This is a genomic window from Aurantiacibacter luteus (assembly GCF_001010945.1).
GTDB classification, from domain to species: Bacteria; Pseudomonadota; Alphaproteobacteria; order Sphingomonadales; family Sphingomonadaceae; genus Alteraurantiacibacter; species Alteraurantiacibacter luteus.
Window position 1 is genome coordinate 78,277 of sequence record NZ_LBHB01000002.1, and the last position, 25,023, is coordinate 103,299.

The 25,023-nt window shown below is 67.7% G+C and carries 23 protein-coding genes; 14 read left to right on the plus strand and 9 right to left on the minus strand.

What is annotated here, in order from left to right:
* Positions 1-122 precede the first annotated feature (122 nt).
* Positions 123-1,025: a DMT family transporter gene (locus tag AAW00_RS06765; protein WP_047003651.1), complete on the plus strand. Its 903-nt coding sequence runs from the start codon at positions 123-125 to the stop codon at positions 1,023-1,025.
* Positions 1,026-1,050: 25 nt separating this feature from the next.
* Here AAW00_RS06765 and AAW00_RS14925 read toward each other — a convergent pair whose 3' ends face one another.
* Positions 1,051-1,227, minus strand: coding sequence for a hypothetical protein (locus tag AAW00_RS14925; RefSeq protein WP_156169988.1), 177 nt, complete (start codon positions 1,225-1,227; stop codon positions 1,051-1,053).
* Positions 1,228-1,374: 147 nt separating this feature from the next.
* Here AAW00_RS14925 and acnA point away from each other — a divergent pair, with 147 nt between their 5' ends.
* Positions 1,375-4,047 carry an aconitate hydratase AcnA gene (acnA, locus tag AAW00_RS06770; RefSeq protein ID WP_047003652.1) on the plus strand — a complete coding sequence of 891 codons (2,673 nt, stop codon included), beginning with the start codon at positions 1,375-1,377 and terminating at the stop codon, positions 4,045-4,047.
* Between the two features lie 61 nt (positions 4,048-4,108).
* Here acnA and AAW00_RS15395 read toward each other — a convergent pair whose 3' ends face one another.
* The gene (locus AAW00_RS15395; protein ID WP_241461663.1) at positions 4,109-4,273 is read right to left on the minus strand and encodes a PEP-CTERM sorting domain-containing protein; all 165 of its coding nucleotides are present in this window, start codon (positions 4,271-4,273) and stop codon (positions 4,109-4,111) included.
* On the opposite strand from AAW00_RS15395, the gene AAW00_RS15400 reads away from it, so the two are divergent.
* Together AAW00_RS15400 and AAW00_RS15405 are read left to right on the plus strand one after the other, a co-directional pair.
* Entirely contained in the window at positions 4,272-4,448 is a 177-nt protein-coding gene (locus tag AAW00_RS15400) for a hypothetical protein (protein ID WP_241461664.1), read from the plus strand. The two genes, AAW00_RS15395 and AAW00_RS15400, sit on opposite strands and share 2 nt — an antisense overlap.
* 39 nt (positions 4,449-4,487) lie before the next feature.
* Positions 4,488-5,276, plus strand: a complete 789-nt coding sequence (locus AAW00_RS15405; RefSeq protein ID WP_052761815.1) for a hypothetical protein — start codon at positions 4,488-4,490, stop codon at positions 5,274-5,276.
* A gap of 339 nt (positions 5,277-5,615) precedes the next feature.
* Here AAW00_RS15405 and ruvB read toward each other — a convergent pair whose 3' ends face one another.
* A complete protein-coding gene (gene ruvB / locus AAW00_RS06780) occupies positions 5,616-6,644 on the minus strand; it encodes a Holliday junction branch migration DNA helicase RuvB (RefSeq protein WP_047003653.1) in 1,029 nt (342 codons plus the stop codon).
* A 65-nt stretch (positions 6,645-6,709) separates the two neighbouring features.
* On the opposite strand from ruvB, the gene AAW00_RS06785 reads away from it, so the two are divergent.
* Positions 6,710-7,045, plus strand: coding sequence for a GIY-YIG nuclease family protein (locus tag AAW00_RS06785; RefSeq protein ID WP_047003654.1), 336 nt, complete (start codon positions 6,710-6,712; stop codon positions 7,043-7,045).
* Between the two features lie 35 nt (positions 7,046-7,080).
* Here the strand turns inward: AAW00_RS06785 and ruvA are convergent, their stop codons facing one another.
* Entirely contained in the window at positions 7,081-7,686 is a 606-nt protein-coding gene (gene ruvA / locus AAW00_RS06790) for a Holliday junction branch migration protein RuvA (RefSeq protein WP_047003655.1), read from the minus strand.
* A 114-nt stretch (positions 7,687-7,800) separates the two neighbouring features.
* Here ruvA and aroC point away from each other — a divergent pair, with 114 nt between their 5' ends.
* The 5 genes from aroC to AAW00_RS06815 all read left to right on the plus strand — a co-directional run bounded on the left by aroC (position 7,801) and on the right by AAW00_RS06815 (position 16,828).
* Positions 7,801-8,868, plus strand: coding sequence for a chorismate synthase (gene aroC / locus AAW00_RS06795; RefSeq protein ID WP_047003656.1), 1,068 nt, complete (start codon positions 7,801-7,803; stop codon positions 8,866-8,868).
* A 141-nt stretch (positions 8,869-9,009) separates the two neighbouring features.
* The gene (gene katG / locus AAW00_RS06800) at positions 9,010-11,217 is read left to right on the plus strand and encodes a catalase/peroxidase HPI (protein ID WP_047003657.1); all 2,208 of its coding nucleotides are present in this window, start codon (positions 9,010-9,012) and stop codon (positions 11,215-11,217) included.
* Positions 11,218-11,579: 362 nt separating this feature from the next.
* Positions 11,580-13,136, plus strand: a complete 1,557-nt coding sequence (locus AAW00_RS06805) for a catalase (RefSeq protein WP_047003658.1) — start codon at positions 11,580-11,582, stop codon at positions 13,134-13,136.
* Positions 13,137-13,226: 90 nt separating this feature from the next.
* On the plus strand, positions 13,227-14,702 hold the full coding sequence (locus AAW00_RS06810) for an aldehyde dehydrogenase family protein (protein WP_047003659.1): 1,476 nt from the start codon (positions 13,227-13,229) through the stop codon (positions 14,700-14,702).
* Between the two features lie 71 nt (positions 14,703-14,773).
* On the plus strand, positions 14,774-16,828 hold the full coding sequence (locus AAW00_RS06815; protein ID WP_047003660.1) for a S46 family peptidase: 2,055 nt from the start codon (positions 14,774-14,776) through the stop codon (positions 16,826-16,828).
* A gap of 4 nt (positions 16,829-16,832) precedes the next feature.
* On the opposite strand, the gene AAW00_RS06820 is transcribed toward AAW00_RS06815, so the two are convergent.
* A complete protein-coding gene (locus tag AAW00_RS06820; protein ID WP_047003661.1) occupies positions 16,833-17,606 on the minus strand; it encodes a LytTR family DNA-binding domain-containing protein in 774 nt (257 codons plus the stop codon).
* A gap of 160 nt (positions 17,607-17,766) precedes the next feature.
* Between AAW00_RS06820 and AAW00_RS06825 the strand changes: the two genes are divergently transcribed.
* Complete coding sequence (locus AAW00_RS06825; protein ID WP_052761816.1) at positions 17,767-18,300, plus strand: DUF2306 domain-containing protein; 534 nt, start codon at positions 17,767-17,769, stop codon at positions 18,298-18,300.
* Position 18,301: 1 nt separating this feature from the next.
* On the opposite strand, the gene AAW00_RS06830 is transcribed toward AAW00_RS06825, so the two are convergent.
* The 3 genes from AAW00_RS06830 to AAW00_RS06840 are packed head-to-tail and all read right to left on the minus strand — an operon-like array spanning position 18,302 to position 20,749.
* Positions 18,302-18,868 carry a Smr/MutS family protein gene (locus AAW00_RS06830; RefSeq protein ID WP_047003662.1) on the minus strand — a complete coding sequence of 189 codons (567 nt, stop codon included), beginning with the start codon at positions 18,866-18,868 and terminating at the stop codon, positions 18,302-18,304.
* Positions 18,865-20,100, minus strand: a complete 1,236-nt coding sequence (gene mltA, locus AAW00_RS06835; RefSeq protein WP_047003663.1) for a murein transglycosylase A — start codon at positions 20,098-20,100, stop codon at positions 18,865-18,867. Before mltA ends, AAW00_RS06830 begins: the two co-directional genes overlap by 4 nt.
* A gap of 16 nt (positions 20,101-20,116) precedes the next feature.
* The gene (locus AAW00_RS06840) at positions 20,117-20,749 is read right to left on the minus strand and encodes a Tim44/TimA family putative adaptor protein (RefSeq protein ID WP_047004461.1); all 633 of its coding nucleotides are present in this window, start codon (positions 20,747-20,749) and stop codon (positions 20,117-20,119) included.
* A 264-nt stretch (positions 20,750-21,013) separates the two neighbouring features.
* On the opposite strand from AAW00_RS06840, the gene secB reads away from it, so the two are divergent.
* From secB to trpS, 3 genes are read left to right on the plus strand one after another with little or no spacing between them, the layout of a single operon-like run.
* The gene (gene secB / locus AAW00_RS06845; protein WP_047003664.1) at positions 21,014-21,607 is read left to right on the plus strand and encodes a protein-export chaperone SecB; all 594 of its coding nucleotides are present in this window, start codon (positions 21,014-21,016) and stop codon (positions 21,605-21,607) included.
* A gap of 36 nt (positions 21,608-21,643) precedes the next feature.
* The gene (gene murJ / locus AAW00_RS06850) at positions 21,644-23,254 is read left to right on the plus strand and encodes a murein biosynthesis integral membrane protein MurJ (protein ID WP_047003665.1); all 1,611 of its coding nucleotides are present in this window, start codon (positions 21,644-21,646) and stop codon (positions 23,252-23,254) included.
* A 13-nt stretch (positions 23,255-23,267) separates the two neighbouring features.
* Positions 23,268-24,287: a tryptophan--tRNA ligase gene (gene trpS / locus AAW00_RS06855; protein WP_047003666.1), complete on the plus strand. Its 1,020-nt coding sequence runs from the start codon at positions 23,268-23,270 to the stop codon at positions 24,285-24,287.
* Here trpS and AAW00_RS06860 read toward each other — a convergent pair.
* Entirely contained in the window at positions 24,284-24,856 is a 573-nt protein-coding gene (locus tag AAW00_RS06860) for a DUF805 domain-containing protein (protein ID WP_156169989.1), read from the minus strand. The genes trpS and AAW00_RS06860 overlap by 4 nt on opposite strands.
* Positions 24,857-25,023: the final 167 nt, after the last annotated feature.

The window sequence follows — 25,023 nt, forward strand, 5'->3', positions numbered from 1 at the left end:
AGCGCGGATTATGCCGCCTGAGGCGCTTTTCTTCAACTCCGGCCGCTTTCGCCCGCCTGAACCGGCCCGGTTTGGCGACGAAGCGTGGTGACGACGCCACAGGCCGCGCCTAAGGGCGGCAGGTGAGCAAGCCTTATCATCCTCTCCTGCCGTTCGCGGCCGCGCTCGCGGGTGTGGCGTGCCTGTCGCTGATGGACGTGCTGATGAAGGACGCGGCGCTGGCGGTGGGCGTCTACACCGCCTCGCTCCTGCGCTCGTTTCTCGCCGCCCTCATGGTTGCGCCGTTCTGGCTGGCGACGGGCTTTTCCTGGCCGCGCGGGGCGGTGATGCGGCTGCATGTCGAGCGCGGCGTGCTCTCGGCCTTCATGGCGCTGTCCTGGTTCTTCGCCCTCACCCGCCTGCCGGTCGCGGAGGCCATCGCCATCAGCTTCGTCGCCCCGCTGATCGCGCTCTATCTCGCCCGCGTCATGCTGGGCGAGACGATCAGCCGCACCGCCATCTTCGCCTCGTTACTGGGGTTCGCCGGCACGCTGGTCATCGTCGGCGGGCGGATCGGCACCGTCGGGCTGACGGCGGACACCGCGCTCGGCCTCGCCTCGCTGGCATTCTCGGCCATGCTCTATGCCTACAATTTCATCCTCATGAGGAAGCAGGCGCAGCTGGCCGGCCCGCTGGAGATCGCGGTGTTCCACGGCGGGGTGAGCGCGCTGGTGCAGGCGCTGGCGCTGCCGTTCCTGTTCGTGCTGCCACAGGCGGACGCGCTGGGCGGCATCGCGCTCTCCGCCCTGCTGACGGCGGCGGGCGCGATGACGCTGGCCTTTGCCTACGCCCGGGCAGAGGCGCAGGTGCTGGTGCCGGTGGAATACACCAGCTTCGTATGGACCGCGCTGTTCGCCTTCGTGCTGCTGCGCGAGACGGTGAGCGCGGCCACTGTCCTTGGCGTCGTGCTGATCGTGGCGGGCTGCTGGATTGCCGCGCCCCGGCGCAGGCGCGCCGCAGCCCCGCTCGCCCGCCCGGAAGCCTGAGCGCCGGAGACCTGAGCGCCCGCCGTCAGCCCGCGGCCGCCTCGGCGGTCACGACTTCCTCTGGCGTTTCCTCGTCGGCCCAGTCGGTGCTCTGCCAGATCAGGCCCGCCGCCGCGCCGAGAAAGGCGGCCACGATCAACGCGCCGAGCATGATCGGCACGCCCATCGGCGACTGCTTCCGGCCCGGTCGATGCAACGCCATTTCAAAGGTCCTCTTTCCGGCCTGCAAGGGGGCCTTGCCCCCCTTGACGCAAGGCCTGCAAACGCGCAGGTCGCCACGCAAACACGCCCTCGCCGCTCCCTCGCGCAGGGATGGCGGTTTCGCAACTCGAAAAGGACCAGACGCACCATGACCCAGGTCGGCGCCGACACGCACGCAACCCGCAAGACCCTGAGCGTGGGAGGCAAGGACTACGCCTACTACTCGCTCGCGGCGGCGGCGGAGAAGTTCGGCAATGTCGACCGCCTGCCCTTCAGCATGAAGGTGCTGCTGGAGAACATGCTGCGCTTCGAGGACGAGGGCTTCACCGTGGGCGAGAGCCACGTGCAGGCCATCGTCGACTGGCAGGACAATCCCGTCACCGGCGAGGAGATCCAGTACCGCCCCGCGCGCGTGCTGTTGCAGGACTTCACCGGCGTACCCTGCGTGGTCGACCTTGCCGCCATGCGCGATGCCATCGGCAAGCTGGGCGGCGATACCGCCAAGATCAATCCGCAGGTGCCGGTCAACCTCGTGATCGATCACTCGGTCATGGTCGACGAGTTCGGCCACCCCAAGGCCTTCGAGAACAACATGGCACTCGAATACGAGCGCAATGCCGAGCGTTACGACTTCCTCAAGTGGGGCGCGGTCAGCCTGGAGAACTTCTACGCCGTGCCGCCGGGCACCGGCATCTGCCACCAGGTGAACCTCGAAAACATCGCGCGCGGCGTGTGGTCGACCGAGGATCAGGACGGCAATCTCGTCGCCTATCCCGATACCTGCGTCGGCACCGACAGCCACACCACCATGATCAACGGCCTCGGCGTGCTGGGCTGGGGCGTTGGCGGTATCGAGGCGGAAGCGGCCATGCTCGGCCAACCGGTCTCCATGCTGATCCCCGAGGTCGTCGGCTTCAAGCTGACCGGCAAGCTGGCCGAAGGCGTGACCGCCACCGACCTGGTGCTCACCTGCGTGCAGATGCTGCGCGAGCACGTGGTGGTCGGCAAGTTCGTCGAATTCTACGGCGAGGGCGTCGCCAACCTCAGCCTCGCCGACCGCGCCACCATCGCCAACATGGCGCCGGAATATGGCGCCACCTGCGGCTTCTTCGGCATCGACGACAAGACGCTCGAATACCTGCGCCTGACGGGCCGCCCCGAAGAGACCATCGCGCTGGTCGAGGCCTATTCCAAGGCGCAGGGCATGTGGTTCACGCCGGAGAACGAGCCGGTCTTCAGCTCCACCCTGTCGCTCGACATGGGCAGCGTCGTCCCCAGCCTCGCCGGGCCCAAGCGCCCGCAGGACAAGGTCGCGCTGCCCGAGGTGGACGAGCTGTTCAACGGCGACCTGGAAAAGACCTACGGCAAGGACGCGCCGGTGCGCGTGGACGTCGAGGGCAAGGACCACGACGTGGGCGACGGCGACGTGGTGATCGCCGCCATCACCAGCTGCACCAACACCTCCAACCCCGACGTGCTGATCGCCGCCGGCCTCGTGGCCAGAAAGGCCAACGAGCGCGGCCTCAAGCCCAAGCCGTGGGTCAAGACCAGCCTCGCGCCGGGCTCGCAGGTGGTCACCGACTACCTCGAGAAGAGCGGCCTGCAGTCCGACCTCGATGCGCTCGGCTTCGATCTCGTGGGCTACGGCTGCACCACCTGCATCGGCAATTCCGGCCCGCTGGCCCCGCCGATCAGTGCGGCGATCAACGGCAACGACCTCGTCGCCGCCAGCGTGCTGTCGGGCAACCGCAACTTCGAGGGCCGTGTTTCGCCCGACGTTCGCGCCAACTTCCTCGCCAGCCCGCCGCTGGTCGTCGCCTATGCGCTGAAGGGCACCGTCACCGAGGACATCACCACGACCCCGATCGGGCAGGACCAGGACGGCAACGACGTGATGCTCGCCGACATCTGGCCCTCGAACGAAGAAGTCGCCCAGAACCGCGCCGCCAACATCGACCGCTCGATGTTCGAGAAGCGCTATGCCGACGTCTACAAGGGCGACGAGCACTGGCAGGCGATCAAGGTCGATGCGAGCGACACCTACAACTGGAACCCGGCCAGCACCTACGTCGCCAACCCGCCCTATTTCGAGGGCATGAGCATGACCCCGGCGCCGGTCGAGGACATCGTGGGCGCGAAGCCGCTCGCCGTGCTGGGCGACAGCGTGACGACCGACCACATCAGCCCTGCCGGATCGATCAAGGAAGACAGCCCGGGCGGGCGCTACCTGCTGGATCACCAGGTCGCCAAGAAGGACTTCAACTCCTACGGCAGCCGCCGCGGCAACCACGAGGTGATGATGCGCGGCACCTTTGCCAACATCCGCATCAAGAACGAGATGGTGCCCGGCATCGAGGGCGGCGTGACCACCTACAAGGGTGTGCAGATGGCCATCTACGATGCCGCCATGAAGCACCAGGCCGACGGTACCCCGCTGGTGGTGGTCGCCGGGAAGGAATACGGCACCGGCTCCAGCCGCGACTGGGCGGCCAAGGGCACGATCCTCCTGGGCGTGCGCGCGGTGATCGTGGAAAGCTTCGAGCGCATCCACCGCTCCAACCTCATCGGCATGGGCGTGCTGCCCTTGCAGTTCAAGGACGGCGAGACGCGCCAGACGCTGGGGCTGGACGGCGAGTGCAGCTTTACGATCAAGGGCCTCGGCGAGCTTTCGCCGGGCCAGGACGTCGAAGTCGAGGTGACGAAGGGCGACGGCTCGACCATGACCTTCGCCGCCAAATGCCGCATCGATACCGCCAACGAAATGGAATACTACCGCAACGGCGGCATCCTCCACTACGTGCTGCGCAAGCTGGCGGCCTGACGAAAAAAGGGCGGCTCCTTGCGGGCCGCCCTTTCCCCTGTTGATCGGTTGCGCCGTGCGATCAGGCGGCGGCGACTTCGCCTTCGCCCGCCTCGCTGCCATCCTTGCGGCGACGGCGCAGGAAGACCGCACCGGCACCCGCGCCGAACAGCAGCAGCATCCCGGGCGCGGGGACTTCGGTCGGCGGAATATCGCCGGTACTGGTCGGCGGATCGACCGGCGGCATGTCACCCGAGGTCGAGGAGCTCGTAGAGGTCGAGGAGCTCGTAGAGCTCGAGGTGGAAGTCGAACTCGAGGTACTGGAACTTGTAGAGCTGCTGGTGCTCGAGCTCGTGCTGGTCGAGGTGCTGACATCGCCCGAGGTCGAGGTAGAGGTCGACGTGGTGCTGGATTGCTGCTGACCTTGCTGCTGCCCCTGGTTCTGGTTTTGGTTCTGATTGATGTCCCCAGAGCTGGTGACATTGCCAGAGCTCGTCGAGGTCGAGCTGCTGCTGGTCACCGCCCCGGTCGAGCTCGAGACATTGCCGGAGCTGGTCGACACGCCGCCCGTCGAGGACGAGACCTGGCCGGTCGAGCTCGACACGTTGCCCGAGGTCGAGGTGCTGCTGATCCCGCCCGTGCTGGTCGATACCTGGCCGGTCGACGAGCTGATCTGGCCCGAAGAACTCGTCGTCGAGCTGGTGATGCTGCCCGTGGTGCTGCTGAACTCGCCCGAACTGGTCGACGTCGAACCGCCCGAAGTCGACGTCGAGGTAGATCCACTGGAAGTAGAGGTCGAGCCGCCGTTGTTCGAGTTATCGATGTCGATGTTAATGTTGCCGGTAGTGCCGCTCGTGGTGCCGGGCGTTCCACTGGTGGTCGTGGTCGTGGTCGTGCTCATGTCCACCGCCGCCGTCGCACCGGCGCTTGCGCCGCCACCGCCGCCAAAGAAACCGCCGAAGAAGCCGCCGCCGAAGCCGCCGCTGGCACCCCAGCCGCCGCTGCCGCCGATCACGATCGGTTGTCCGCCGCCGCCGCCGCGAATCGGCGCATCGGGCAGCGGGGGAAGCGGCAGGGGCACGCCAGCGAGCGCATATTCCGCCGGCGCTTCCTCGTCGCAGCAGGTGCGCTCGATGGTGCGGCGCGCGCGGTGCTGTTCGCGGGGACGGCGCGGGATGACGCGCTGCGCCGGACCGTCCGTCTTGATATCGACCAGTTCGACTTCGCCGTCGTCCTTGTCGGACTTGTAGCGGACCTGCGACGTCTGCGGCTCGGCGACGTGGACCGCGCCTCCACCGATGATCGCTCCACCAGCGGCGGCGATGCTCAGTTTCGCGATTGCCATACGTACGGACATGAACGGTCTCTCTCGAATGCCTGGATCGGGCCTGCGGCACCCCTGTGATGCCGACGGCCTTTTTCCGGTTCATCCCAGAGAGACGCGCAAAACCTTACCGGGCAATGGGGTTAACCATGATTCCCGCGGCGGAATCGCAAAAAAATCGCACGAATCCGCGCTTCGCCGCCGGTCTGTCCCGGAATGGAACCGAAAGCGGGGCCGTGGCGAGCCAGACGGCACGGCGCGCGGCCTATTTGCCGGGTTCAAAAAGCGCAGTCTGGCTGCCCGAGGGCGGCGGAAGGCCGAGGTGAGTCCATGCCGCATCGTTGAGGCAGCGCCCGCGCGCGGTGCGGGCCACCAGGCCGAGCTGGATGAGGAAGGGTTCTATCACCTCCTCCACCGTATCGCGAGGTTCGGCAAGGCCTGCGGCGAGCGTCTCCACCCCGACCGGGCCGCCCTTGTAGATGTCGGCGATCATGGTGAGGTAGCGCCGGTCCATCGCGTCGAGCCCCAACGCATCGATCTCCAGCCGGGTCAGTGCCTCGTCGGCCACGGCGGCGGTGACCTCGCCCGCACCCCTCACCTGCGCGAAGTCGCGCACGCGGCGCAGCAGCCGTCCGGCGACGCGCGGCGTGCCGCGACTGCGGCGGGCGATTTCGCGGGCACCCTCGGGCGCCATCGCCACGCCGAGCAGCCGCGCCCCGCGATTGACCACCTCGGTCAGCTCCGCCTCGGTGTAGAAAATCAGCCGCACGGGGATGCCGAACCGGTCGCGCAAGGGAGTCGTCAGTAGCCCCTGCCGCGTCGTCGCGCCGACGAGCGTGAAGGGCGGCAGGTCGATGCGCACGGAGCGGGCCGACGGACCCTCGCCGATGATGATGTCGAGCGCGCGGTCCTCCATCGCCGGGTAGAGCACCTCCTCGACCACGGGGTTGAGGCGGTGAATCTCGTCGATGAAAAGGACGTCGTTCGGCTCGAGGTTGGTGAGCAGCGCGGCGAGGTCGCCCGCCTTGGCGATCACCGGCCCACTGGTGGCGCGGAAACCGACGCCCAGCTCCTTGGCGACGATCTGCGCCAGTGTGGTCTTGCCGAGGCCCGGCGGCCCGAAGAACAGCACGTGATCCATGGCCTCGCCCCGCCCGCGCGCGGCCTCGACGAATACGCGCAGGTTATCGCGCGCCGCCTCCTGCCCGATGAACTCGGTCAGCGACTTGGGCCGCAGCGCCGCGTCCGGGTCGTCCGGCTGGCGCTGGGGGGAGTGGAGGGGCTGGTCTGTCATGCAGCGAATTTCCAACCGTCACCCTGAACTTGTTTCAGGGTCCATCGAGCGGCGCAACCACGTGCATGCCGAGCGAGCGACAACCCTGCGTCTACATACTCGCCAGCAAGGCCTACGGCACTCTCTATATCGGCGTCACCAGCGATCTTGTCGCGCGCGTCTGGCAGCATCGCAATGACGCGGCACCAGATTTCACGAGCCGATACGACGTCAAAACTCTCGTGCGATACGAACTGTTTGCCACGATCCACGAGGCCATAGCGCGCGAGAAGCAGTTGAAGCGCTGGCACCGGCAATGGAAGATCAATCTGATCGAAAGCGAAAACCCCGACTGGCACGACCTTGCGCCAGGCATTGGCCTGCCACCGATCACTCCGCGGCTTGGGCAGGATGGATCCTGAAACGAGTTCAGGATGACTTGTGAAGAGAGCGAGCCTCACCCCGCCGCCCGCCTGAGCGCCACGCGGATGAGGTCGCCCTCCGCCGTATCCTCGCCCAGCTCCTCCTGCGCGCGCGCCACGGCCTGCGCCGCCACGGCGGGTTTGAAGCCGAGGTTCTGCAGCGCGCTGACGGCATCGGCGCTCGCCCCGCCGGCGTGGCTGATCGCTGCCGTTCCGGCGAGTCCTCCGCCGCCCGGAAGCGCGCCAGCCTTGTCCTTCAGCTCGTTGACGATGCGGCCCGCCAGCTTCGGCCCCACCCCTTGCGCGCGCGCCACGCTGGCGGCGTCGCCGGCGGCGCAGGCGTCGCGCAGCTCGCCGGCCGAGAGCGCCGAGAGGATGGCCAGCGCCACTTTTGATCCCACCCCCTGCACGCCCGTCAGCAGGCGGAACCAGTCGCGCTCCCCCGCTTCTGCGAAACCCAAGAGGCGCATGTCGTTCTCGCTCACCTGCAGATCGGTAAAGACGGTGCAGCGCCCGCCCCGCTCGCCTAGCGCGGAGAGGGTCCGGGCCGAGCAGTGGACGAGATAGCCCACCCCGCCCACGTCGATGACCGCCCAGTCGGCGCCGGTTTCGTCGAGAGTGCCGGTGAGTTTCGCGATCATAAATCTGTTTCGGCGCTACCGCTTTGCTGCTTGAGCGCAACCGTTTGGCGGACAAAGCAGGAACAGTCCAGCCTCGCTGGACACTTGCCCGCATCTGCGCCAAATCCGCGCGCCATGAGCTGGAACACCTTCGGACGCGTCTTCCGCTTCACCACCTGGGGGGAGAGCCACGGGCCTGCGCTGGGCGTGGTGGTGGACGGGTGCCCTCCGGGCCTCGCCCTGTCGGAGGCGGACATCCAGCCTTTCCTCGACGCGAGGAAGCCGGGCCAGAACCGCTACACCACGCAGCGGCGCGAGGCGGACGAGGTGCGGATCCTCTCGGGCGTGTTCGAGGGCCGGACCACCGGTACGCCGATCAGCCTGATGATCGAAAACACCGACCAGCGCAGCAAGGACTACTCCGAGGTCGCCAAGGCCTATCGTCCCGGCCACGCCGACTACACTTACGATGCCAAGTACGGCTTCCGCGACTATCGCGGCGGCGGGCGCAGCTCGGCGCGCGAGACGGCGGCCCGGGTCGCGGCGGGCGCGGTGGCGCGGCTCGTCGTGCCCGAGGTTTCCATCACCGGCTACGTCGAGGCCATCGGCGGCGATGCCATTGATCCTGCGGCCTTCGATGCCGGCGCGATCCGCGACAACCCCTTCTGGTGCCCCGACCCTGCCGCCGCGGCGCGATGGGAGTCGCTGGTGGACGATGCCCGAAAGGCTGGCTCCTCGCTCGGCGCGGTGGTTGGCTGCCGGGCCGAGGGCGTTCCGGCGGGCTGGGGCGCGCCGCTCTATGCCAAGCTCGATGCCGAACTCGCCGCCGCGATGATGAGCATCAACGCGGTCAAGGGCGTGGAGATCGGCGACGGGTTCGCCGCCGCCGCCAACACCGGGGAAGGCAATGCCGATGCCATGCGGCCCGGAAGCGAAGGCCCGCAATTCGCCGCGAACCACGCGGGCGGGATCGCCGGGGGCATCAGCACCGGCCAGCCCGTCACCTGCCGCCTGGCATTCAAGCCGACGAGCTCGATCCTGACGCCGGTGGAGACGATCGACCGCGAGGGGAACGCCGCCGAGATCGTCACCAGGGGCCGCCACGACCCCTGCGTCGGCATCCGCGGCACGCCGGTGGTGGAAGCGATGATGGCGCTGGTTCTGGCCGACCAGAAGCTGCTGCACCGGGCGCAATGCGGCTGACGAGAGAGGCGACGGCACGGCTCGTCCTGTAATCGCCCCAGCCAATCATTGAGTGGCATCCAATCGATTGGACTAATCAGCGGCGCGTCCCCATCATAAGATCCACGATTCGACCCGTACCCATTTGAGAGGACAAACATCATGGACGCTGAAACTGGTTCCATCGAGGGCGGCTGCCCCTTCACTGGCGGCAACGTCGACATGCGCGCGCTGTTCGGCCGCACCAATCGCGACTGGTGGCCCGACGCGCTGCAACTCGACATCCTGACGCAAGGCGGCAAGAACGCCGATCCTTACGGCGACGACTTCGACTATGCCGAGGCGTTCAACGCCGTCGATTACGCCGGGCTGAAGGCCGACCTGACCGCGCTGATGACCGACAGCCAGTCGTGGTGGCCGGCGGACTACGGTCACTATGGCCCGTTCTTCATCCGCATGGCCTGGCACGCGGCGGGCACCTATCGTACAGGCGACGGTCGCGGCGGCGCGTCGAGCGGGCAGCAGCGCTTCGCCCCGCTCAATTCCTGGCCGGACAACGGCAACCTCGACAAGGCCCGCCGCCTGCTTTGGCCGATCAAGCAGAAGTACGGCAAGAACATCAGCTGGGCGGACCTGTTTATCCTCACCGGCAATGTCGCCATCGAGAGCATGGGCGGCCCGGTGTTCGGCTTCGGCGGCGGCCGCAAGGACGTCTACGAGCCCGAGACCGTCTACTGGGGCACCGAGGAACTGTGGGTCGACCAGGGCGTCGAAACCCGCATCATCCCCGACGAGGGCAAGGCGTTGGAGAACCCGCTCGCGGCGATCCAGATGGGTCTTATCTACGTCAATCCCGAAGGGCCGGGCGGCAACCCGCACGATGCGGAGGGGATGGCCCGCGACATGCGCGAGACCTTTGCCCGCATGGCCATGAACGACGAGGAGACCGTCGCTCTTACCGCCGGCGGCCACGCATTCGGCAAGTGCCACGGCGCCAAGCCTGCCGACACTTTCGGCAAGGCACCCGAGGGTGAGAGCCTGCACACCATGGGCTTCGGCTGGCTGACCGACCCCGAGGAGATCGGCAAGGGCCACATCACCACTTCCGGCATCGAGGGTGCGTGGACGCCCAACCCGACGCAGTGGGGCAACGACTACTTCCGCCTGCTGTTCAAGTACGACTACGAGCTGGTGGAGAGCCCGGCCGGTGCGAAGCAGTGGACGCCGATCAACCCCGATCCCGAAGACATGGCCCCCGACGCGCGCGACCCGTCGAAGAAGGTGCCGACCATCATGACGACGGCGGACATGGCGCTGAAGCGTGATCCGGAATATCGCAAGATTTCCGAACGCTTCCGCGACGACCAGGCCGCGCTCGACGACGCCTTCGCCCGCGCCTGGTTCAAGCTGACCCACCGCGACATGGGCCCCAAGGCCCGCTACCTCGGCCCCGAAGTTCCGGAAGAGACGCTGATCTGGCAGGACCCGGTGCCCGCCGGTTCAAAGCCCTCTGACGGTGACGTCTCGGCTTTCAAGGCCAAGGTGCTGGATAGCGGCCTGTCGGTGCGCGAGCTGGTCAAGGCGGCCTGGGCCTCGGCCTCGACCTACCGCAACTCCGACCACCGTGGCGGCGCCAACGGTGCCCGCGTGCGTGTTGCTCCGCAAAAGGACTGGGCGGTCAACGACCCGGAAGAGCTGTCGAACGTGCTTGCCAAGCTCGACGAGCTGCGCGGCAACCTGTCGATGGCCGATGCCATCGTGCTTGCCGGCGCCGCGGCGATCGAGAAGGCGGCGAAGGACGGCGGCTTCGACGTCAGCGTCGATGTGACCACCGGCCGCGGCGACGCGACCGAGGAGCACACCGATGCCGCCAGCTTCGAGCCGCTCGAGCCCTATGCCGATGCCTTCCGCAACTACCTGAAGACGAAGGCCAGCGTGAAGACCGAGGACATGATGGTCGACAAGGCCAACCTGCTCGGCCTCTCCATTCCGGAGATGACCGCGCTGGTCGGCGGCATGCGGGCGCTGGGTGCCGTCAGCAAGCACGCCAAGCACGGCAACGACATCGGCGTCCTCACGGATCGTCCCGGCGTCCTCTCGAACGACTTCTTCGTCAACCTGCTGCACATGGGCACGCTTTGGGAAGTGGTCGACGAGAGCGGCGACGAGGAGTTCGTCGGCAAGGACCGCGAGAGCGGTGAGGAACGCTGGCACGCCACGCGCACGGACCTCGTCTTCGGCTCCAACTCGCAGCTGCGCGCCATCGCCGAGGTCTTCGCGGAAAACGGGGGCGAGAAGCGCTTCATCGAAACCTTTGTCTCGGCTTGGGTCAAGGTGATGGATGCCGATCGTTTCGATCTTGCAGGTTGATTAGGAATCGCTAATCTATGCGGCAGAGGCAGGATTTAAGAACCTTCACATCTGCCGCAGAAAATTTTGTAAGTGTCTAAAAAAGCTAGGGAACCAAATTTTATCCGTTGCGTATTACTACCGACGGTTTAGAGATTCCCAGACACGGAAACGATAAAGCCCGGAGAGCTTGCCCCCCAAGTCTCTTCGGGTCGCTGGAGGCCCTCGGCAGTTTGCTGTCGGGGGCCTTTTCAGTTGTGATACGGTGACCGCCGCTAATCGTTTAGAGCGATTGAGCGCCGGGGAATAATCGATCGTCTCAATGGGAACGCCCGCCTGCGGCGACCGTAATCCTCAATGCATTCCAGCGCGAGGATCCGACCATGGTAGACAAGAAGCACGTTCCCCACACCACCACCGATGCCGGCATCCGCGTGCAGAGCGACGAGCACTCGCTGACCGTCGGCAGCGATGGCCCGATCGTGCTGCATGATCACTACCTGCTCGAGCAGATGGCCAACTTCAACCGCGAGCGCATCCCCGAACGCCAGCCGCACGCCAAGGGCTCCGGCGCCTTCGGCCACTGGGAATGCACCGCCGATGTCTCGCAGTACACCAAGGCCAAGCTGTTCCAGAAGGGCGCCAAGACCGAGGTGGCGATGCGCTTCTCGACCGTCGCGGGCGAGCGGGGCAGCCCCGACACCTGGCGCGATCCGCGAGGGTTCTCGGTCAAGTTCTATACCGAGGGCGGCAATTTCGACATGGTCGGCAACAATACGCCGATCTTCTTCATCCGCGATCCGATCAAGTTCCAGAACTTCATCCGCAGCCAGAAGCGGCGCGCCGACAATGGCCTGCGCGATCATGACATGCAGTGGGATTTCTGGACCCTCTCGCCCGAAAGCGCGCACCAGGTGACCTATCTGATGGGTGACCGCGGCGTGCCCAAGAACTGGCGCGAGATGAACGGCTATTCCAGCCACACCTACAGCCTCGTCAACGCCAACGGCGAGAAGTTCTGGGTCAAGTTCCACTTCCACACCGATGTCGGAAGCGAGAGCGGCAACGCCCACCTGACGCAGGACGAGGCGGACAAGATGGCCGGCATGGACAGCGACTATCACCGCCGCGACCTGTTCGATGCGATCCACAAGGGCGATTACCCCAGCTGGACGCTGAAGTGGCAGGTGATGCCTTATGAGGATGCCAAGACCTACCGCATCAACCCCTTCGACCTGACCAAGACCTGGCCGCACGCCGACTATCCGCTGATCGAGGTTGGCAAGCTGACGCTCGACACCAACCCGGTCGACTGGGACACGCAGATCGAGCAGCTCGCTTTCGAGCCCAACAACATGGTGCCGGGCATTGGCCTGTCGCCCGACAAGATGCTGCTGGCCCGCGGCTTCTCCTACGCCGATGCGCACCGCCACCGCCTGGGCGTCAACTACAAGCAGATCCCGGTAAACGCGGCGAAGAATGCGGAGGTCAACAGCTACTCGCGCGCCGGCGCCATGCGGGTGACCAACGCGGTCGATCCGGTCTATGCGCCCAACAGCTACGGCGGTCCGGCGGCCCAGCCCGACATGGGCGGCGAGGCGGGTCTGTGGCACGCCGACGGCGACATGGTCCGCACTGCCTACAAGCTGCGCGAAGACGACGACGACTTCAGCCAGGCCGGCACGCTCGTGCGCGAGGTGATGGACGATGCCCAGCGCGAACGCTTCGTGAAGAACGTCGCCGGGCACCTTGCCGACGGGGTCAGCGAAAAGGTCCTCGTGCGCGCCTTCGACTACTGGAAGCAGGTCGATGCCGACATCGGCGCGCGTATCGAAAAGGCGACGCGCGAGAAAGTCGGCGGCAAGTCCGAGGCCCCCGGCATGGCGAGCGCGCTCTCCATCGCCGGCGAGGGCGCGGAGATGAAGGAAGCCGCCGAATAATGCGCCTGCCGCACTGACACGTTTCGGGGGCGGGCCGCGATGCGCGTGGCCCGCCCCCTCTTGTTTGCACATGACGAAAGGAGGCGCGCAATGGCCGCCTATGACAACCTCGACCGCCCGTTCCTCGCTGGCGAATGGCGCAAGGGCACGGGCGACACGCTCACCAACCTTTGCCCGTGGGACGAAAGCACGATCTTCGAGATGCCCGGCGCCACCCCTGCGGACGTGGACGAGGCCTTCGAGGCCGCCGCCGAGGCGCAGAAGGAATGGGCCAAGCTCCCGCCCTCGGCCCGCGCGGCCAAGATGCACGCGATTGCCGACATCATAGAGGCGCGCAAGGACGAGATCGCAGGCTGGATCGTGCGCGAGGTCGGCGGCACGAAATTGAAGGCGGCGCTCGAACTGATGCTGGTGACGCAGGTCGTGCGGACCGAGGCGGCAAGCCTGCCCTTCATGGCCGAGGGCGCGATCCTGCCCGAGGACCTGCCCGGCAAGGAAAGCCGCACCTACCGCCGCCCCGTCGGCGTGGTCGCACTGGTGAGCCCCTGGAACTTCCCGCTGCAACTGACCGCGCGTACGCTGTTTCCCGCGCTGGCGCTGGGCAACGGCGTGGTGGTCAAACCCTCCAGCGATTCCATCGTTACCGGCGGCACCATCTTCGCCGCCATAGCCGAGGAGGCAGAGTTGCCGCCGGGCCTCGTCGCCGTGCTGCCGGGATCGGGCAAGGCCATTGGCGATGCCGTGGTGCAGCATCCGATCGGCTCGGTCGTGTCCTTCACGGGCTCGACCCCCGTGGGTCGCAAGGTCGGGCAGGCGGCGCTCAAGTCCGACAAGCTCAAGTCGCTCGAGCTGGAACTCGGCGGCAACTCGCCCATCGTCGTGCTCGACGATGCCGACGTTGACTATGCCGTCGAGGCGAGCGTGTGGGGCAAGTTCATCCACCAGGGGCAGATCTGCATGATCGCCAACCGCATCGTGGTGGAGGACAAGATCTACGACGAGTTCGCCGAGAAGTTCGTCGCCCGCACGAAGAAGCTCGTCGTCGGCCAGCGCGAGGATCCCGCCTGCATGGTCGGCCCCGTCATCAATCGCGACCAGCTCGACAAGGTGATGGAGCTGATCGGCAAGAGCGGCGCGACGAAGGCTTTGGGCGGTGAGGCGGACGGCCTCGTCATCCCGCCGCACGTCTTCACCGACGTCGCCGAGGACGATGCGCTGGTCGCCAACGAGATCTTTGGCCCCGTCGCTCCGATCCAGCGCGCCCGCGACGAAGAGCACGCCCTCAAGCTCGCCAACGCAACCGAGATGGGCCTCTCCAGCAGCGTTTTCAGCCGTGACGAGGGCCGCGCCCTGCGCTTCGCCCGGCAAGTGCAGGCGGGCATGACGCACATCAACGACCAGACGGTGAACGACAGCCCGTTCAGCCCCTTCGGCGGGGCGAAGAATTCGGGCATCGGGCGCTTCAACGGGCGCTGGGCGGTGGAGGCCTTTACCGCCACCCACTGGATCAGCGTGCAGCACGAGAAGCGCCAGTTCCCCTTCAGCGCGGACGACGTGCCGGGCTGACGGGAAATCCCCTTGCGTTCAGCTTGGCCGGGGTAGATGCAGCCGAAACCAGTTTTCGGAGAGACTCGACCATGCGTATTCGCCTCGCAATCCTTGCTTCATCGTCCATCGCCGCGTTCGGCTTCGCCGCCACCCCGGCCGCCGCCGAGGAGGGTATGTGGACCTTCGACGGCTTCCCGACCGAGCAGATGATGTCGGAGTATGGCTGGGCGCCCGACCAGGCCTGGCTTGACCGGGTGCAGGCCGGCGCGGTGCGCCTGACGGGCGGCTGCTCGGCCAGCTTCGTCTCGCCCGACGGCCTGATCCTGACGAACCACCACTGCATCGCCAGCTGCCTGTTCGACAACTCGAGCGCCGAGAGCGACTACCTCGACCACGGCTTCGTCGCCGCGCGCCGCGAGGACGAGCTGCGCTGCCCCGGCCAGCAGGCCGAGGTCGTCACCGGCATCACCGACGTGACCGCCCGCGTGCAGGGTGCCTTCGCCAACCTCGAAGGCGAGGCGCTGGTGCGCGCGCGCAATGCCGAGATCGCCGCCATCGAAAGCGAGAGCTGCACCGACACCGCCACCACCCGCTGCCAGGTCGTCACCCTGTTCGGCGGAGGGCAGTACAAGCTGTACACCTACCGCAAGTATTCCGACGTTCGCGTCGCCTGGGCACCTGAAGACCGCGCCGCGACCTTCGGCGGCGATCCCGATAACTTCAATTTCCCGCGCTATTCGATGGATGCGAGCTTCCTGCGCGCTTACGAGAACGGCCAGCCCGTCTCCACGCCGAACCACCTGCGCTGGGATCCGCGCGCGCCGCAGGACGGTGAGATCACCTTCGTCGTCGGCAATCCCGGCTCGACCAGCCGACTGTGGACCGAGAGCCAGCGCGCTTTCGAGCGCGAGGTGCGCCTGCCGGTCACCGTCGCCACCACGTCCGAACTGCGCGGCCGCCTGATCCGCGCGATGGAGGAAAGCCCCGAGCACGCGCGCGAGGGTCTCGATACGCTGAACGGCCTCGAAAACAGCCTGAAGGTCTATATCGGCCGCACCACCGCGCTCAACGATCCCGGCTTCACCGGCCCGCTCGCCCAGGCCGAGGCGGACCTGCGCGCCCGCAGCGCCGGCAATGCAGAGGTCGGCGATCCGTGGGCCACCGTGGACGCGGCGGTCGATGCCTACCGCGACCTCTACATGCCCTACCGCTTCATCACGCCCTCGAGCAGTCTCTACAGCTACGCCGAGGCGCTGGTCTATGCCGCGCAGGAACGCGCCAAGCCCAACGGTGAGCGCCTGCCCGGCTTCACCGACAGCGCGCTCCCGCTCGCCGAACAGCGCCTGCTGGGCGAAGTGCCGGTCTATCCCTGGCTGGAGGAGCTGACGCTCGCCTGGAGCCTTTCCAAGGCGCGCGAGTATCTCGGCGTCGACGATGCCGACACCCGCCTGCTGCTGGGCCGCGAAAGCCCCGAGCAGCTGGCCGAGCGGCTGGTCTCGGGCACCCGCCTCGCCGATGTCGAGTATCGCCGCCAGCTGTGGGAAGGCGGCATGGACGCCATCGAGGCATCCGACGATCCGATGATCCAGTACGCCCTGCGGCTCAACGCCCGCGACCGCGAGTTGCAGCAGCTGGTCGATGCCTCCTACGCGGCCCCGCTCGCCACGGCCGGGGCAAAGCTTGCCGATGCGCGTTTCTCCGCCTTCGGTGACAGCCTCTATCCCGACGCGACCTTTACCCTGCGAATCTCCTACGGGCGGGTGCAGGGCTGGGAGGAGCGCGGCAACATGGTGCCCTATCGCACCGTGATGGGCGGCACCTTCGAGCGCGCCACCGGCAACGCCCCGTTCGACGTCGCCCCCGCCTTTGCCGAGATGCAGGACCGCATCGACCCCGCCGTCACCTACGACTTCGTCACCACGAACGACATTATCGGCGGCAATTCGGGTTCGCCGGTGATCGACCGCAACGGATCCGTGATCGGCGCGGCTTTCGATGGCAACATCCACTCGCTGGGCGGCAACTACGGCTACGACGGCACGCTGAACCGCACCGTGGCGGTGAGCACCGAAGCCGTGCAGGAAGCGCTGGAGACGATCTACCCGGCCCCGGCGCTGGTGGCGGAACTCAACGCCGGGCGCTGAGCGGTCAGAGCCAGCCGGCCTCCTTCAGCGGCGCCACCTGCGCGCGGCTGACGGGGGCCTCCAGCCCGTTGTCGAGCACTAGCCGGACGTTGCGCCCATCGCGGCGCACGTCCGCCACCGCGCCCCGCGCCACCCACCAGCTGCGGTGGACTTGCTCACCCTCCACGCCGTCCATCTCGGCCACGGCATCGCGCATCCTGAGCAAGACCAGCTCGCTGCCGAGCATGGTGTGCGTGCGCACGTAGTGGTCCTCCATCTCCAGCGCCACGATGTCGGTGCCGAGGTGCGGCGGAAGGCGGTCGAGGAAGCGGGGCAATGGATGCGCGGCGGGAGCGAGCGGCTGCGGCTCCGGCGGCGATGCCGCGAAGCTTTCGCGCGTGGCGGGCAGCAGGTTCATCGCCAGCGTCACCACCGCGCCCACGACGGCAACGAAGAAATAGTGGGTCAGTGCGCCTTCTGCGGTGGGCACGGGGCTGCCGTTGATCAGCCAGACCAGCACGGCCATCGGCATCGAGGCGATGAGCACCGCGGCGGTCCACAGCGACCAGCGCGGCAAATCGAGCACGCCGCCCAGGCGCAGCACGATCACTCCCACCGGTTTGTAGAAGGCATAGCCCGCCACCGCGAGGACGACCCAGTAGGCGGCGCGCGCCGCGAACGACATCGCCCCCGTGCCGAGCGGCGCGAGCAGCGCCAGCACCAGCCCGATGCCCGCGAGCACCGCCACGTCGACGATCACCTGCCGGATGGCGGTGGGGGTGGGTGCCGAAAGTCGCATCAGGGGTCCGAACCTAGCGCCCGTTCGCGCTTCGTAAAGTGGAAGGGTCGCGGATTGGCGCGCCGTTCACGTATCCACGCGACCATCGGCGAAACCCGCGTTGCCCGCCGGCGGCAGCGCGGCACAACGGCCTGGCAACCCGCCACGGAGACCTTTTGCCATGACCAGCTTCGCCCTCCCCTTCGCCTCCGCCCCGGCCCGCCCCGGCTTCGACATCGGCCCGCTGACCCGCAGCCTCGTCGCGCTCGCCGCCATCAGCATGACCTTCGTCTGCTTGCTGGCGCTCGGCCGTGCGGCAATGGGCATGGCGGGCGACCTCGGCCCCTATACGAAGCTGCCGGTGATCGTGCACGTCGCCGCCGTCCTGCCCGCGGTGCCGCTCGGCGGTTATCTGCTTGTGGCGCGCAAGGGCGATGCGCGGCACAGGCTGCTGGGCAAGGTCTGGCTGGTGCTGATGCTGGTCACCGCGACCAGCGCGATCTTCATCAAGACCTCGGGCAGCTTCAGCTGGATCCACCTCTTCGTTCCGCTGACCTTTCATGCCGCCTGGCAGACCATCGCCACCGCGCGGCGCGGCGACATCGCCGGGCACAAGCGGCACCTGGTGCGCACCTACCTGCTGGCGCTGATGATCCCCGGCATTGCGGCGATCCTGGTGCCGGACCGGCTGATGAACGTCATGCTTTTCGGCTGAGCTAGCGCCGCCGCTTCAGGACCAGATACAGCGCGCCGTCGCCCCCGTGGCGGCGGTGCGCCTGCCTGACCGCGGCGATGTCGGCGGCGTGGCTGCCGGCGGCCAGCCAATCGAGGATCTTGGCGCGGATCGCACCGCGCTTCGAGCCCCGGTCGGCGGCATCGACCGGACGGCTCTTGCCCGTCACCACCAGCACCAGCCGCGCGCCCATCGCCTTGGCCTGCACCAGCCCGTCGTCGAGCCGGCGGTAGGCCTGGTCGAGCGTGTGGCCGTGCAGGTCGAGGGTGAAGTCCGGATCGGTCGAGGTGCGCGCGAGGCGACGCTCCCAGTGGCTGTCGAGACCCGGAGCGGGTTGCGGCGGTGGCGGCGGCGGCGGTGCGGCTCTCGGGGCCGGGGCAGCGCGGGTCACGGCGGGCTTGGCCTTGACGAAGACCGGCGGTGCCTTGCCAGCCTTTGCAGGCCCCGGCGCGGCGGGCGCGGGCCGGACCGGAGCGAGCGGCGTCACCGTCTTGGCCAGCCGCTCCCACGCGGCGGCCTCTTCGGCAGAGAGGCCGCGCGGATGGCTCATCGCGGGTAGCGGGCGGCGGCCTCGTTCGGCAGCAGGACATAGGCCTGCCCGCGCCCGCTCATGCCGCCCGCCACCTCGCGCGCGCGGCTGCCTGCGCCCCAGTAGGTGTCGAACCGATTGGGCCCGCGGATGGCCCCGCCGGTGTCCTGCGCGATCCACAGCCCGTCCGCCACGTCGCGGTCGAGGTCGAGCAGGACCGGCGCGCCGTAGGGCACGTACTTGGGATCGACCGCCACGCTGCTTTCGCCCACCACCGGCACGCCGATGCTGCCGAGCGGGCCGATGGCGGCGTTGGGGCCGGTCAGTTCCTGAAAGAAGATCCAGCTGGCGTTCTCGCGCATGATGGCGCGGCCCTCGGCCGGGTAATCGCGCAGGTAGGCGACGATGCCCTGCATGGAGGTCGCGTAAGGGGTGCCCTCGCCGATCAGCCCGCGTTGGCGCATCAGGGCGCCAATGCCGGTGTAGCCGTGGCCGTTCTGCTGGGCATAGCCGATCCGCACGACCTCGCCCTGCGGCGAGACCAGCCGGCCCGAACCCTGGATCTGGAGGAAGAAGAATTCGATGGCGTCGGCGGCATAGCCTATCACCGGCGCGCGGCCTTCGAGGCTGCCGTTCTCGATCGCCGTGCGGTCGTCGAATTCCACGCAGCGTCCGTCGGGCAGGCGGCGGCTGAGCGGGGCGCGGCCGGTGCGCTCGCTCATGGCGATGTCGTCGCGCCAGCATCGTTCCAGATCGTAGGGAACGCCGTAGACCGGCACGTCGGTGGCGGCGCGGCGGGTGCGGTAGCCGGTGATCTCGGGCTCGAAGTAGCCGGTGGCGAAAGCCTCGCCGGTGCCCACGCGAACCGGAGTGAAGTAGGCGGCAAAGAATTGCGCGGCCCTCTCGCGCGGCCAGCTGGGCGCGGCGGCGCAGGAGGTCGCCCAGTCGGCCGTCTGGGTCAGGCCGGAGAGGTCGGCGCGGCTCGTGACGACACGGCAGCTGCGGGCAAAGGCGTCGAGCGCGGCAGCGGCATCGGCGGCGTCGATACGGGCGAGCGCGGCGGTCGGCACCCGCACCGCGCCAAGCTCGAAAGCGCTTGCGGCGACGGGAGCGGGCGCGGGCGGTGGCGCCGTGCCGGAAGGCGGCGGCGGAGGCGGCTGCGCCACATCGGGCAGGCGACCCTCGGGTATGACACGTCCGCAGGCGGCGAGCGCCAGCAGGGCGACGGCGGCAAAGGTGGAACGGAGCGACATCACCCCGCGGGCGCTATCAGCCCGCGTCGGTCTCGTCGAGCAGCCAGTTGGGATCGGCGCTGCGCACGTCGCGCTTGAAGGTCCAAACGTCGCGGCTCTCGATCGCGTCGTCGAGCGAGCCGGCGATGACCTGGCCGTTCCTGTCGCGCGTCACGCTGGCGATATCGGCCACGAAACGTACCGCGATGCGCGCCATGTTGCCGTCGAGCATGGCCGAATGGATCGTGCTGTCCTCGATGCGGATCAGGCGATTGTCGAGCGTCTGCCCGGCAGCCTCGCGGTCGTCGATGGCGGCGGCGAAGCTGGCGTAGACGTCGTCGTCGCACAGCTCGCGCAGCTCCTCGCGGTCGCCGCGCCAGAACGCCTCGAGCACGAATTCGTAGGCACCTTTCGCGCCTTCCATGAACGACAGCAGTTCGAACCGGCGATCGGCGGCGGAAATTTCGCGGAGGCCACGCTCGATCGCGACGGGGAAATGGTCGAGCACGCGATCGGTGCGCGGCGCGTCGGCGGCGGGCTGCACCGCCACCTCTGCCGCCTTGCGCGCCTGTTCGGCCTGCTCGAGACGGCTGGCGATCATCTCCTCCTCGTGCTCGGCCTTCTGGCCCAGCACCGAATAGAGCCGCATGCCGAGAAACGCGGCAATCATGGCGAGGATGACGATTTCCCAGATAACCACTTAGCGATCTTTCCCAAGTCTGCGAGCCCCGCGAATTGGTCCCGTCGCGGGCGGTCGGGCTGTCATGAACCAGATAGGGTCTCATGGCAAACTAACAACCGCGGCTTAAGGTCCGCTGAAGCCGCCCCTGCCCCGCCCCGGTACCGACCTGCCGCGACGTTGCCCCGCGTGCGCAAGGGTGATAGGCGCGCCCGCAATCCCATCTTCCGGACAGATACGAAAGACCAACGCACAATGGCCGACGAACAAGGCAACGACGTCCTCACCGATCTCGACAACATGGCGCCCGCCGGTGGCCCGCAGCCGATGAACGGCGCGGACACCCAGCCGGTCGCCGGCATCGTCACCCAGTACGTGAAGGACCTCTCGGTCGAGAACCCGCGCGCGCCCGACAGCTTCCAGTGGCGCGACCAGCCCGAGATGGACGTGCAGTTCAACATCGGCGCGGCCAAGGTCAACGAGGAGCTGACCGAGATCGAGCTGAAGGTGACCGCCACCAGCAAGACCGCGCAGGGCACCGCCTACATCGTCGACCTCGCCTATTGCGGCCTCGTGGGAATGCGCAACATGGCCGAGGACCAGAAGCAGATGTTCCTGTTCGCCGAGGCGCCGCGCATCCTGTTCCCCTTCGCCCGCCGCATCATCGCCGATGCCGTGCGCGATGCGGGCTTCGCTCCGCTGATGCTCGACCCGATCGATTTCAACGGCCTCTACGTCCAGCAGCTCGCCGCCCGGCGCGCGCAGGAACAGGCCGGCGGCGACCAGGTGGGCGGCGAGCAGCCGCCGCAAATGGGCGGCCGCGGCGACGGCACCGGCGGCGCCAACTAGGGATCGCTTGGGGCGCGAAAGGGCCTTGGGGGCGGCATGAGTCTCGTCAAGAACGTCGGCACCATCGGCGCGCTGACGCTGGTGAGCCGCATCTTCGGCTTCGCCCGCGACATGCTGCTCGCCCGCGTGCTGGGCGCGGGGCTGGTGGCCGACGCCTGGCAGCTCGCCTTCACCCTGCCCAATACCTTTCGCCGCCTCTTCGCCGAGGGCGCGTTCAGCGTCGCCTTCGTGCCGATGTACACCCGTCGCCTGGCCGACCCCGAGCGCGGCGGCGAGGCGGGAGCGGACGAGTTCGCGGGCGACGTGCTCTCGGTCTTCGTCTGGGTGCTGCTGGGCTTCACCGCGCTATGCATCCTCGCCATGCCGGGCATCGTCTGGCTGCTGGCGCGCGAGTATCAGGACGTGCCGGGCAAGTTCGAGCTTTCGGTCTGGCTCAGCCGCGTGACCTTTCCCTACCTCGGCCTCGTCAGTCTGGTCGCCATGCTCTCGGGCGTGCTCAATGCGCGCAGCCGCTTCGCGCCGGGGGCCTTCGTGCCAGTGCTGCTCAACATCGTGATGATCGGCGGCATCGTGACCGGCTGGTATCTGCGCGGGCAATCGGACGACGACCTGGTGGTGGGCTGGGCGCTGGCCATCTCGCTGGTGGTCGCGGGCGTCGCGCAGCTTGCCTATATGTGGTGGGCCATGCGCCGGGCAGGGGTGCGCCTCGCGGTCAAGCGACCGCGGTTCACGCCCGAGGTCAAGCGGCTGCTCATGCTGATGCTGCCCGCCACCTTCGGCGCGGGAATCTACCAGATCAGCCAGCTGGTCGACACATTCTTCGCCACCTCCCTGCCGCAGGGCTCGCTGAGCCTGCTCAAGTATGCCGACCGGCTGAACCAGATGCCGCTCGGCATCTTCGGCATCGCCTTGGGCACCGCGATCCTGCCGATGCTGGCGCGCCACATCCAAAGCGGCGACAAGGGCGAGGCCCAGCGCCTGCAGGCGAACGCGGTGGAGATCGCCACACTGCTCTGCCTGCCGAGCGCGGTCGCCCTCTCGATCTGCGCCGAGGCCTTTACCACGGGCATCTTCCAGGGTGGCCGGATGACGCCCGAGGATACCGCCATCATGGGCAACATCGTCGTGGCGCTGGTCTGCGGCCTGCCCGCCTACGTGCTCATAAAGGTGTTCCAGCCCGCCTTCTTCAGCCGCGAGGATACGCGCACGCCGGTGTGGGTCGCGGCCTTTGCGCTGGCGGTGAACATCGCGCTCAATTTCTATGTCGTGCCGCGCTACGGCATCGTCGGGCTGGCGGGCGCGACGGCTTTCACCGCGACACTCAACGTCCTGACGCTCTACACCATCCTGCAACTGCGCGGCTGGTTTGCCTTTACCGGCAAGCTGGCGAGCCGCATCGCGCGCCAGATCGTGGCGACGGGGGCCATGGCGGCACTGCTCGTATGGCTCGTGCCGCTGCTGGAGCCCTACTGGCGCGGCAACGCCTTCGAGCGGGTGTGGTCGCTGGGCGCGCTGTGCCTGTCGGGCGCGGTGGTCTTCTTCGCCCTGGCGCTGCTGATCGGCGCGCTCGACAAGGACCTCGTGCGCCAGCTAACGCGGCGGCGCGCCGTTCCCAAGGCCGAAGGGCCGCCCAACCTTTCCGAATAGCGAGTACCCTCACATGATCGTCGTCTCCGGCATCCAGCCGACGGGCAAGCCGCACCTCGGCAACTACCTCGGCGCCATCCGCAACTACGTAAAGCTGCAGGACGAGGCCGAGGCGCAGGACGGCAAGTGCCTCATCTTCCTCGCCGACCTGCACGCCATTTCCATGCCGCACGACCCAGCGCAGCTGCACGCCAGCACGCTGGAGATGGTCGCGACGCTGGTCGCCTGCGGGCTCGATCCGGCCAAGAGCGTCCTCTTCAACCAGGCACAGGTGCCCGCCCATGCCGAACTGCAGTGGCTGTTGATGGGCACGGCGCGCATGGGCTGGCTTAACCGCATGACGCAGTGGAAGGACAAGGCCGGCAAGAACCGGGAAGGGCAGTCGGTCGCCCTGTTCGGCTACCCGGTGCTGCAGGCCGCCGACGTGCTGCTCTACCAGGCGACCCACGTGCCCGTGGGAGAGGACCAGAAGCAGCACCTCGAACTGGCGCGCGACATCGCGCAGAAGTTCAACAACGATTTCGCATCCGACGATGCGCCGGTCTTTACCCTGCCCGATCCGTATATCCCGGAGGAAGCCGCGCGGATCATGAGCCTGCGCGACGGGGCTCGCAAGATGTCGAAGTCCGAGCCGTCCGACATGAGCCGCGTCAACCTGACGGACGACGCGGAGACGATGGCGGAAAAGGTGAAGAAGGCGAAGACCGATCCCGAGGTGCTGCCGAGCGAGGGGGCAGGGCTGGCCGAGCGGCCCGAGGCGCGTAACCTCGTGGGCATCTACGCCGCGCTCGCCGGGCAATCGGTGAACGAGGTGCTGCGCCAGTACGGTGGGCAAGGCTTCGGCGCGTTCAAGCCGGCGCTCGCCGATCTGCTGGTCTCCGTCCTCGGCCCGATCCGCGATCGCTTCGTCGAGCTGAAGGACGACCGCGAGGCGCTGGACGCCATTCTCGCGCGCGGAGCCGCGCAGGCGCGCGAGTTCTCGCGCCCGACGCTCGATGCGGCCTATTCCGCGCTCGGGCTGGTGCGCGGCTAGACGACCTTGCGCCCGAACCCGCCGCTGCGCGGGAGGGCGCTTGCGGGCCGTGGCCGGGCCGGTCTGGCGGTGCGACGAAAGTCTTCCAGCGCGCGCGCGATGGCCGCGTCCGCGCCCGCCCCGTGGGGGTCGAAGTCCACATCGTCGTCGGAAAAAACGGCCGCATAGTCCTCGCCCGCACCGCCGCGCGACCGGATCGCGCCGATTACCAGCGTGAAGACGAAGTCGCCGAGATAGACCAGCGTGGCGAGCCCCGAGGCTCCCAGCGTATTCGCCTGTGCCGCGCCGGAGGTAGCGAAAGTCGCCACGCCCGCCACCACGCTCGCGCCCATCAGCAGCCACGGCAGCGAGGGTGCCCAACCGATGTCGCGGCAACGGCGCATCATGATGACGCGGAACCACACGCCGAGCGGCAGGACCAGCACCACTGCGATGCCGCCCTTCACCCAGTCCCCCGACAGAAGCGCAGCCCCGGCCCCTACCATCAGGATCACGCAGGCCACCGAATAGATCAGGAACAGCAGCCAGTAGCGGCTGCGTCCGATGCGTTTTCCCGGTCGATTCGCCATCGGCATGGCCGATCCCCCAACAGTGCAATCGCAAAAGGCTCGCTGCCAACTTGACGCGTGATCACTGAAAATCCTGTAAATTTTTGGCAGGCTCCTGATTTTGCCTAACAATCCGCAAGGCCCCGGTTCAATCGCAGTTCACTCCATCCTTGATATCACCCGGCTCA

Excerpts from the sequence above, each read along its gene's own strand:
- acnA (WP_047003652.1), top strand. The coding sequence starts at position 1,375 with ATGACCCAGGTCGGCGCCGACACGCACGCAACCCGCAAGACCCTGAGC.
- AAW00_RS15395 (WP_241461663.1), bottom strand. The coding sequence starts at position 4,273 with ATGCCGCCGGTCGATCCGCCGACCAGTACCGGCGATATTCCGCCGACC.
- AAW00_RS06825 (WP_052761816.1), top strand. The coding sequence starts at position 17,767 with ATGACCAGCTTCGCCCTCCCCTTCGCCTCCGCCCCGGCCCGCCCCGGC.
- AAW00_RS06820 (WP_047003661.1), bottom strand. The coding sequence starts at position 17,606 with ATGCGACTTTCGGCACCCACCCCCACCGCCATCCGGCAGGTGATCGTC.
- AAW00_RS06805 (WP_047003658.1), top strand. The coding sequence starts at position 11,580 with ATGGTAGACAAGAAGCACGTTCCCCACACCACCACCGATGCCGGCATC.
- AAW00_RS06815 (WP_047003660.1), top strand. The coding sequence starts at position 14,774 with ATGCGTATTCGCCTCGCAATCCTTGCTTCATCGTCCATCGCCGCGTTC.
- AAW00_RS06860 (WP_156169989.1), bottom strand. The coding sequence starts at position 24,856 with ATGGCGAATCGACCGGGAAAACGCATCGGACGCAGCCGCTACTGGCTG.
- AAW00_RS06785 (WP_047003654.1), top strand. The coding sequence starts at position 6,710 with ATGCCGAGCGAGCGACAACCCTGCGTCTACATACTCGCCAGCAAGGCC.
- AAW00_RS06810 (WP_047003659.1), top strand. The coding sequence starts at position 13,227 with ATGGCCGCCTATGACAACCTCGACCGCCCGTTCCTCGCTGGCGAATGG.
- AAW00_RS15405 (WP_052761815.1), top strand. The coding sequence starts at position 4,488 with ATGTCCCCAGAGCTGGTGACATTGCCAGAGCTCGTCGAGGTCGAGCTG.
- mltA (WP_047003663.1), bottom strand. The coding sequence starts at position 20,100 with ATGTCGCTCCGTTCCACCTTTGCCGCCGTCGCCCTGCTGGCGCTCGCC.
- aroC (WP_047003656.1), top strand. The coding sequence starts at position 7,801 with ATGAGCTGGAACACCTTCGGACGCGTCTTCCGCTTCACCACCTGGGGG.
- ruvB (WP_047003653.1), bottom strand. The coding sequence starts at position 6,644 with ATGACAGACCAGCCCCTCCACTCCCCCCAGCGCCAGCCGGACGACCCG.
- katG (WP_047003657.1), top strand. The coding sequence starts at position 9,010 with ATGGACGCTGAAACTGGTTCCATCGAGGGCGGCTGCCCCTTCACTGGC.
- AAW00_RS06840 (WP_047004461.1), bottom strand. The coding sequence starts at position 20,749 with ATGATTGCCGCGTTTCTCGGCATGCGGCTCTATTCGGTGCTGGGCCAG.
- AAW00_RS06830 (WP_047003662.1), bottom strand. The coding sequence starts at position 18,868 with ATGAGCCATCCGCGCGGCCTCTCTGCCGAAGAGGCCGCCGCGTGGGAG.
- secB (WP_047003664.1), top strand. The coding sequence starts at position 21,014 with ATGGCCGACGAACAAGGCAACGACGTCCTCACCGATCTCGACAACATG.
- trpS (WP_047003666.1), top strand. The coding sequence starts at position 23,268 with ATGATCGTCGTCTCCGGCATCCAGCCGACGGGCAAGCCGCACCTCGGC.
- murJ (WP_047003665.1), top strand. The coding sequence starts at position 21,644 with ATGAGTCTCGTCAAGAACGTCGGCACCATCGGCGCGCTGACGCTGGTG.
- AAW00_RS15400 (WP_241461664.1), top strand. The coding sequence starts at position 4,272 with ATGTCACCCGAGGTCGAGGAGCTCGTAGAGGTCGAGGAGCTCGTAGAG.
- ruvA (WP_047003655.1), bottom strand. The coding sequence starts at position 7,686 with ATGATCGCGAAACTCACCGGCACTCTCGACGAAACCGGCGCCGACTGG.
- AAW00_RS14925 (WP_156169988.1), bottom strand. The coding sequence starts at position 1,227 with ATGGCGTTGCATCGACCGGGCCGGAAGCAGTCGCCGATGGGCGTGCCG.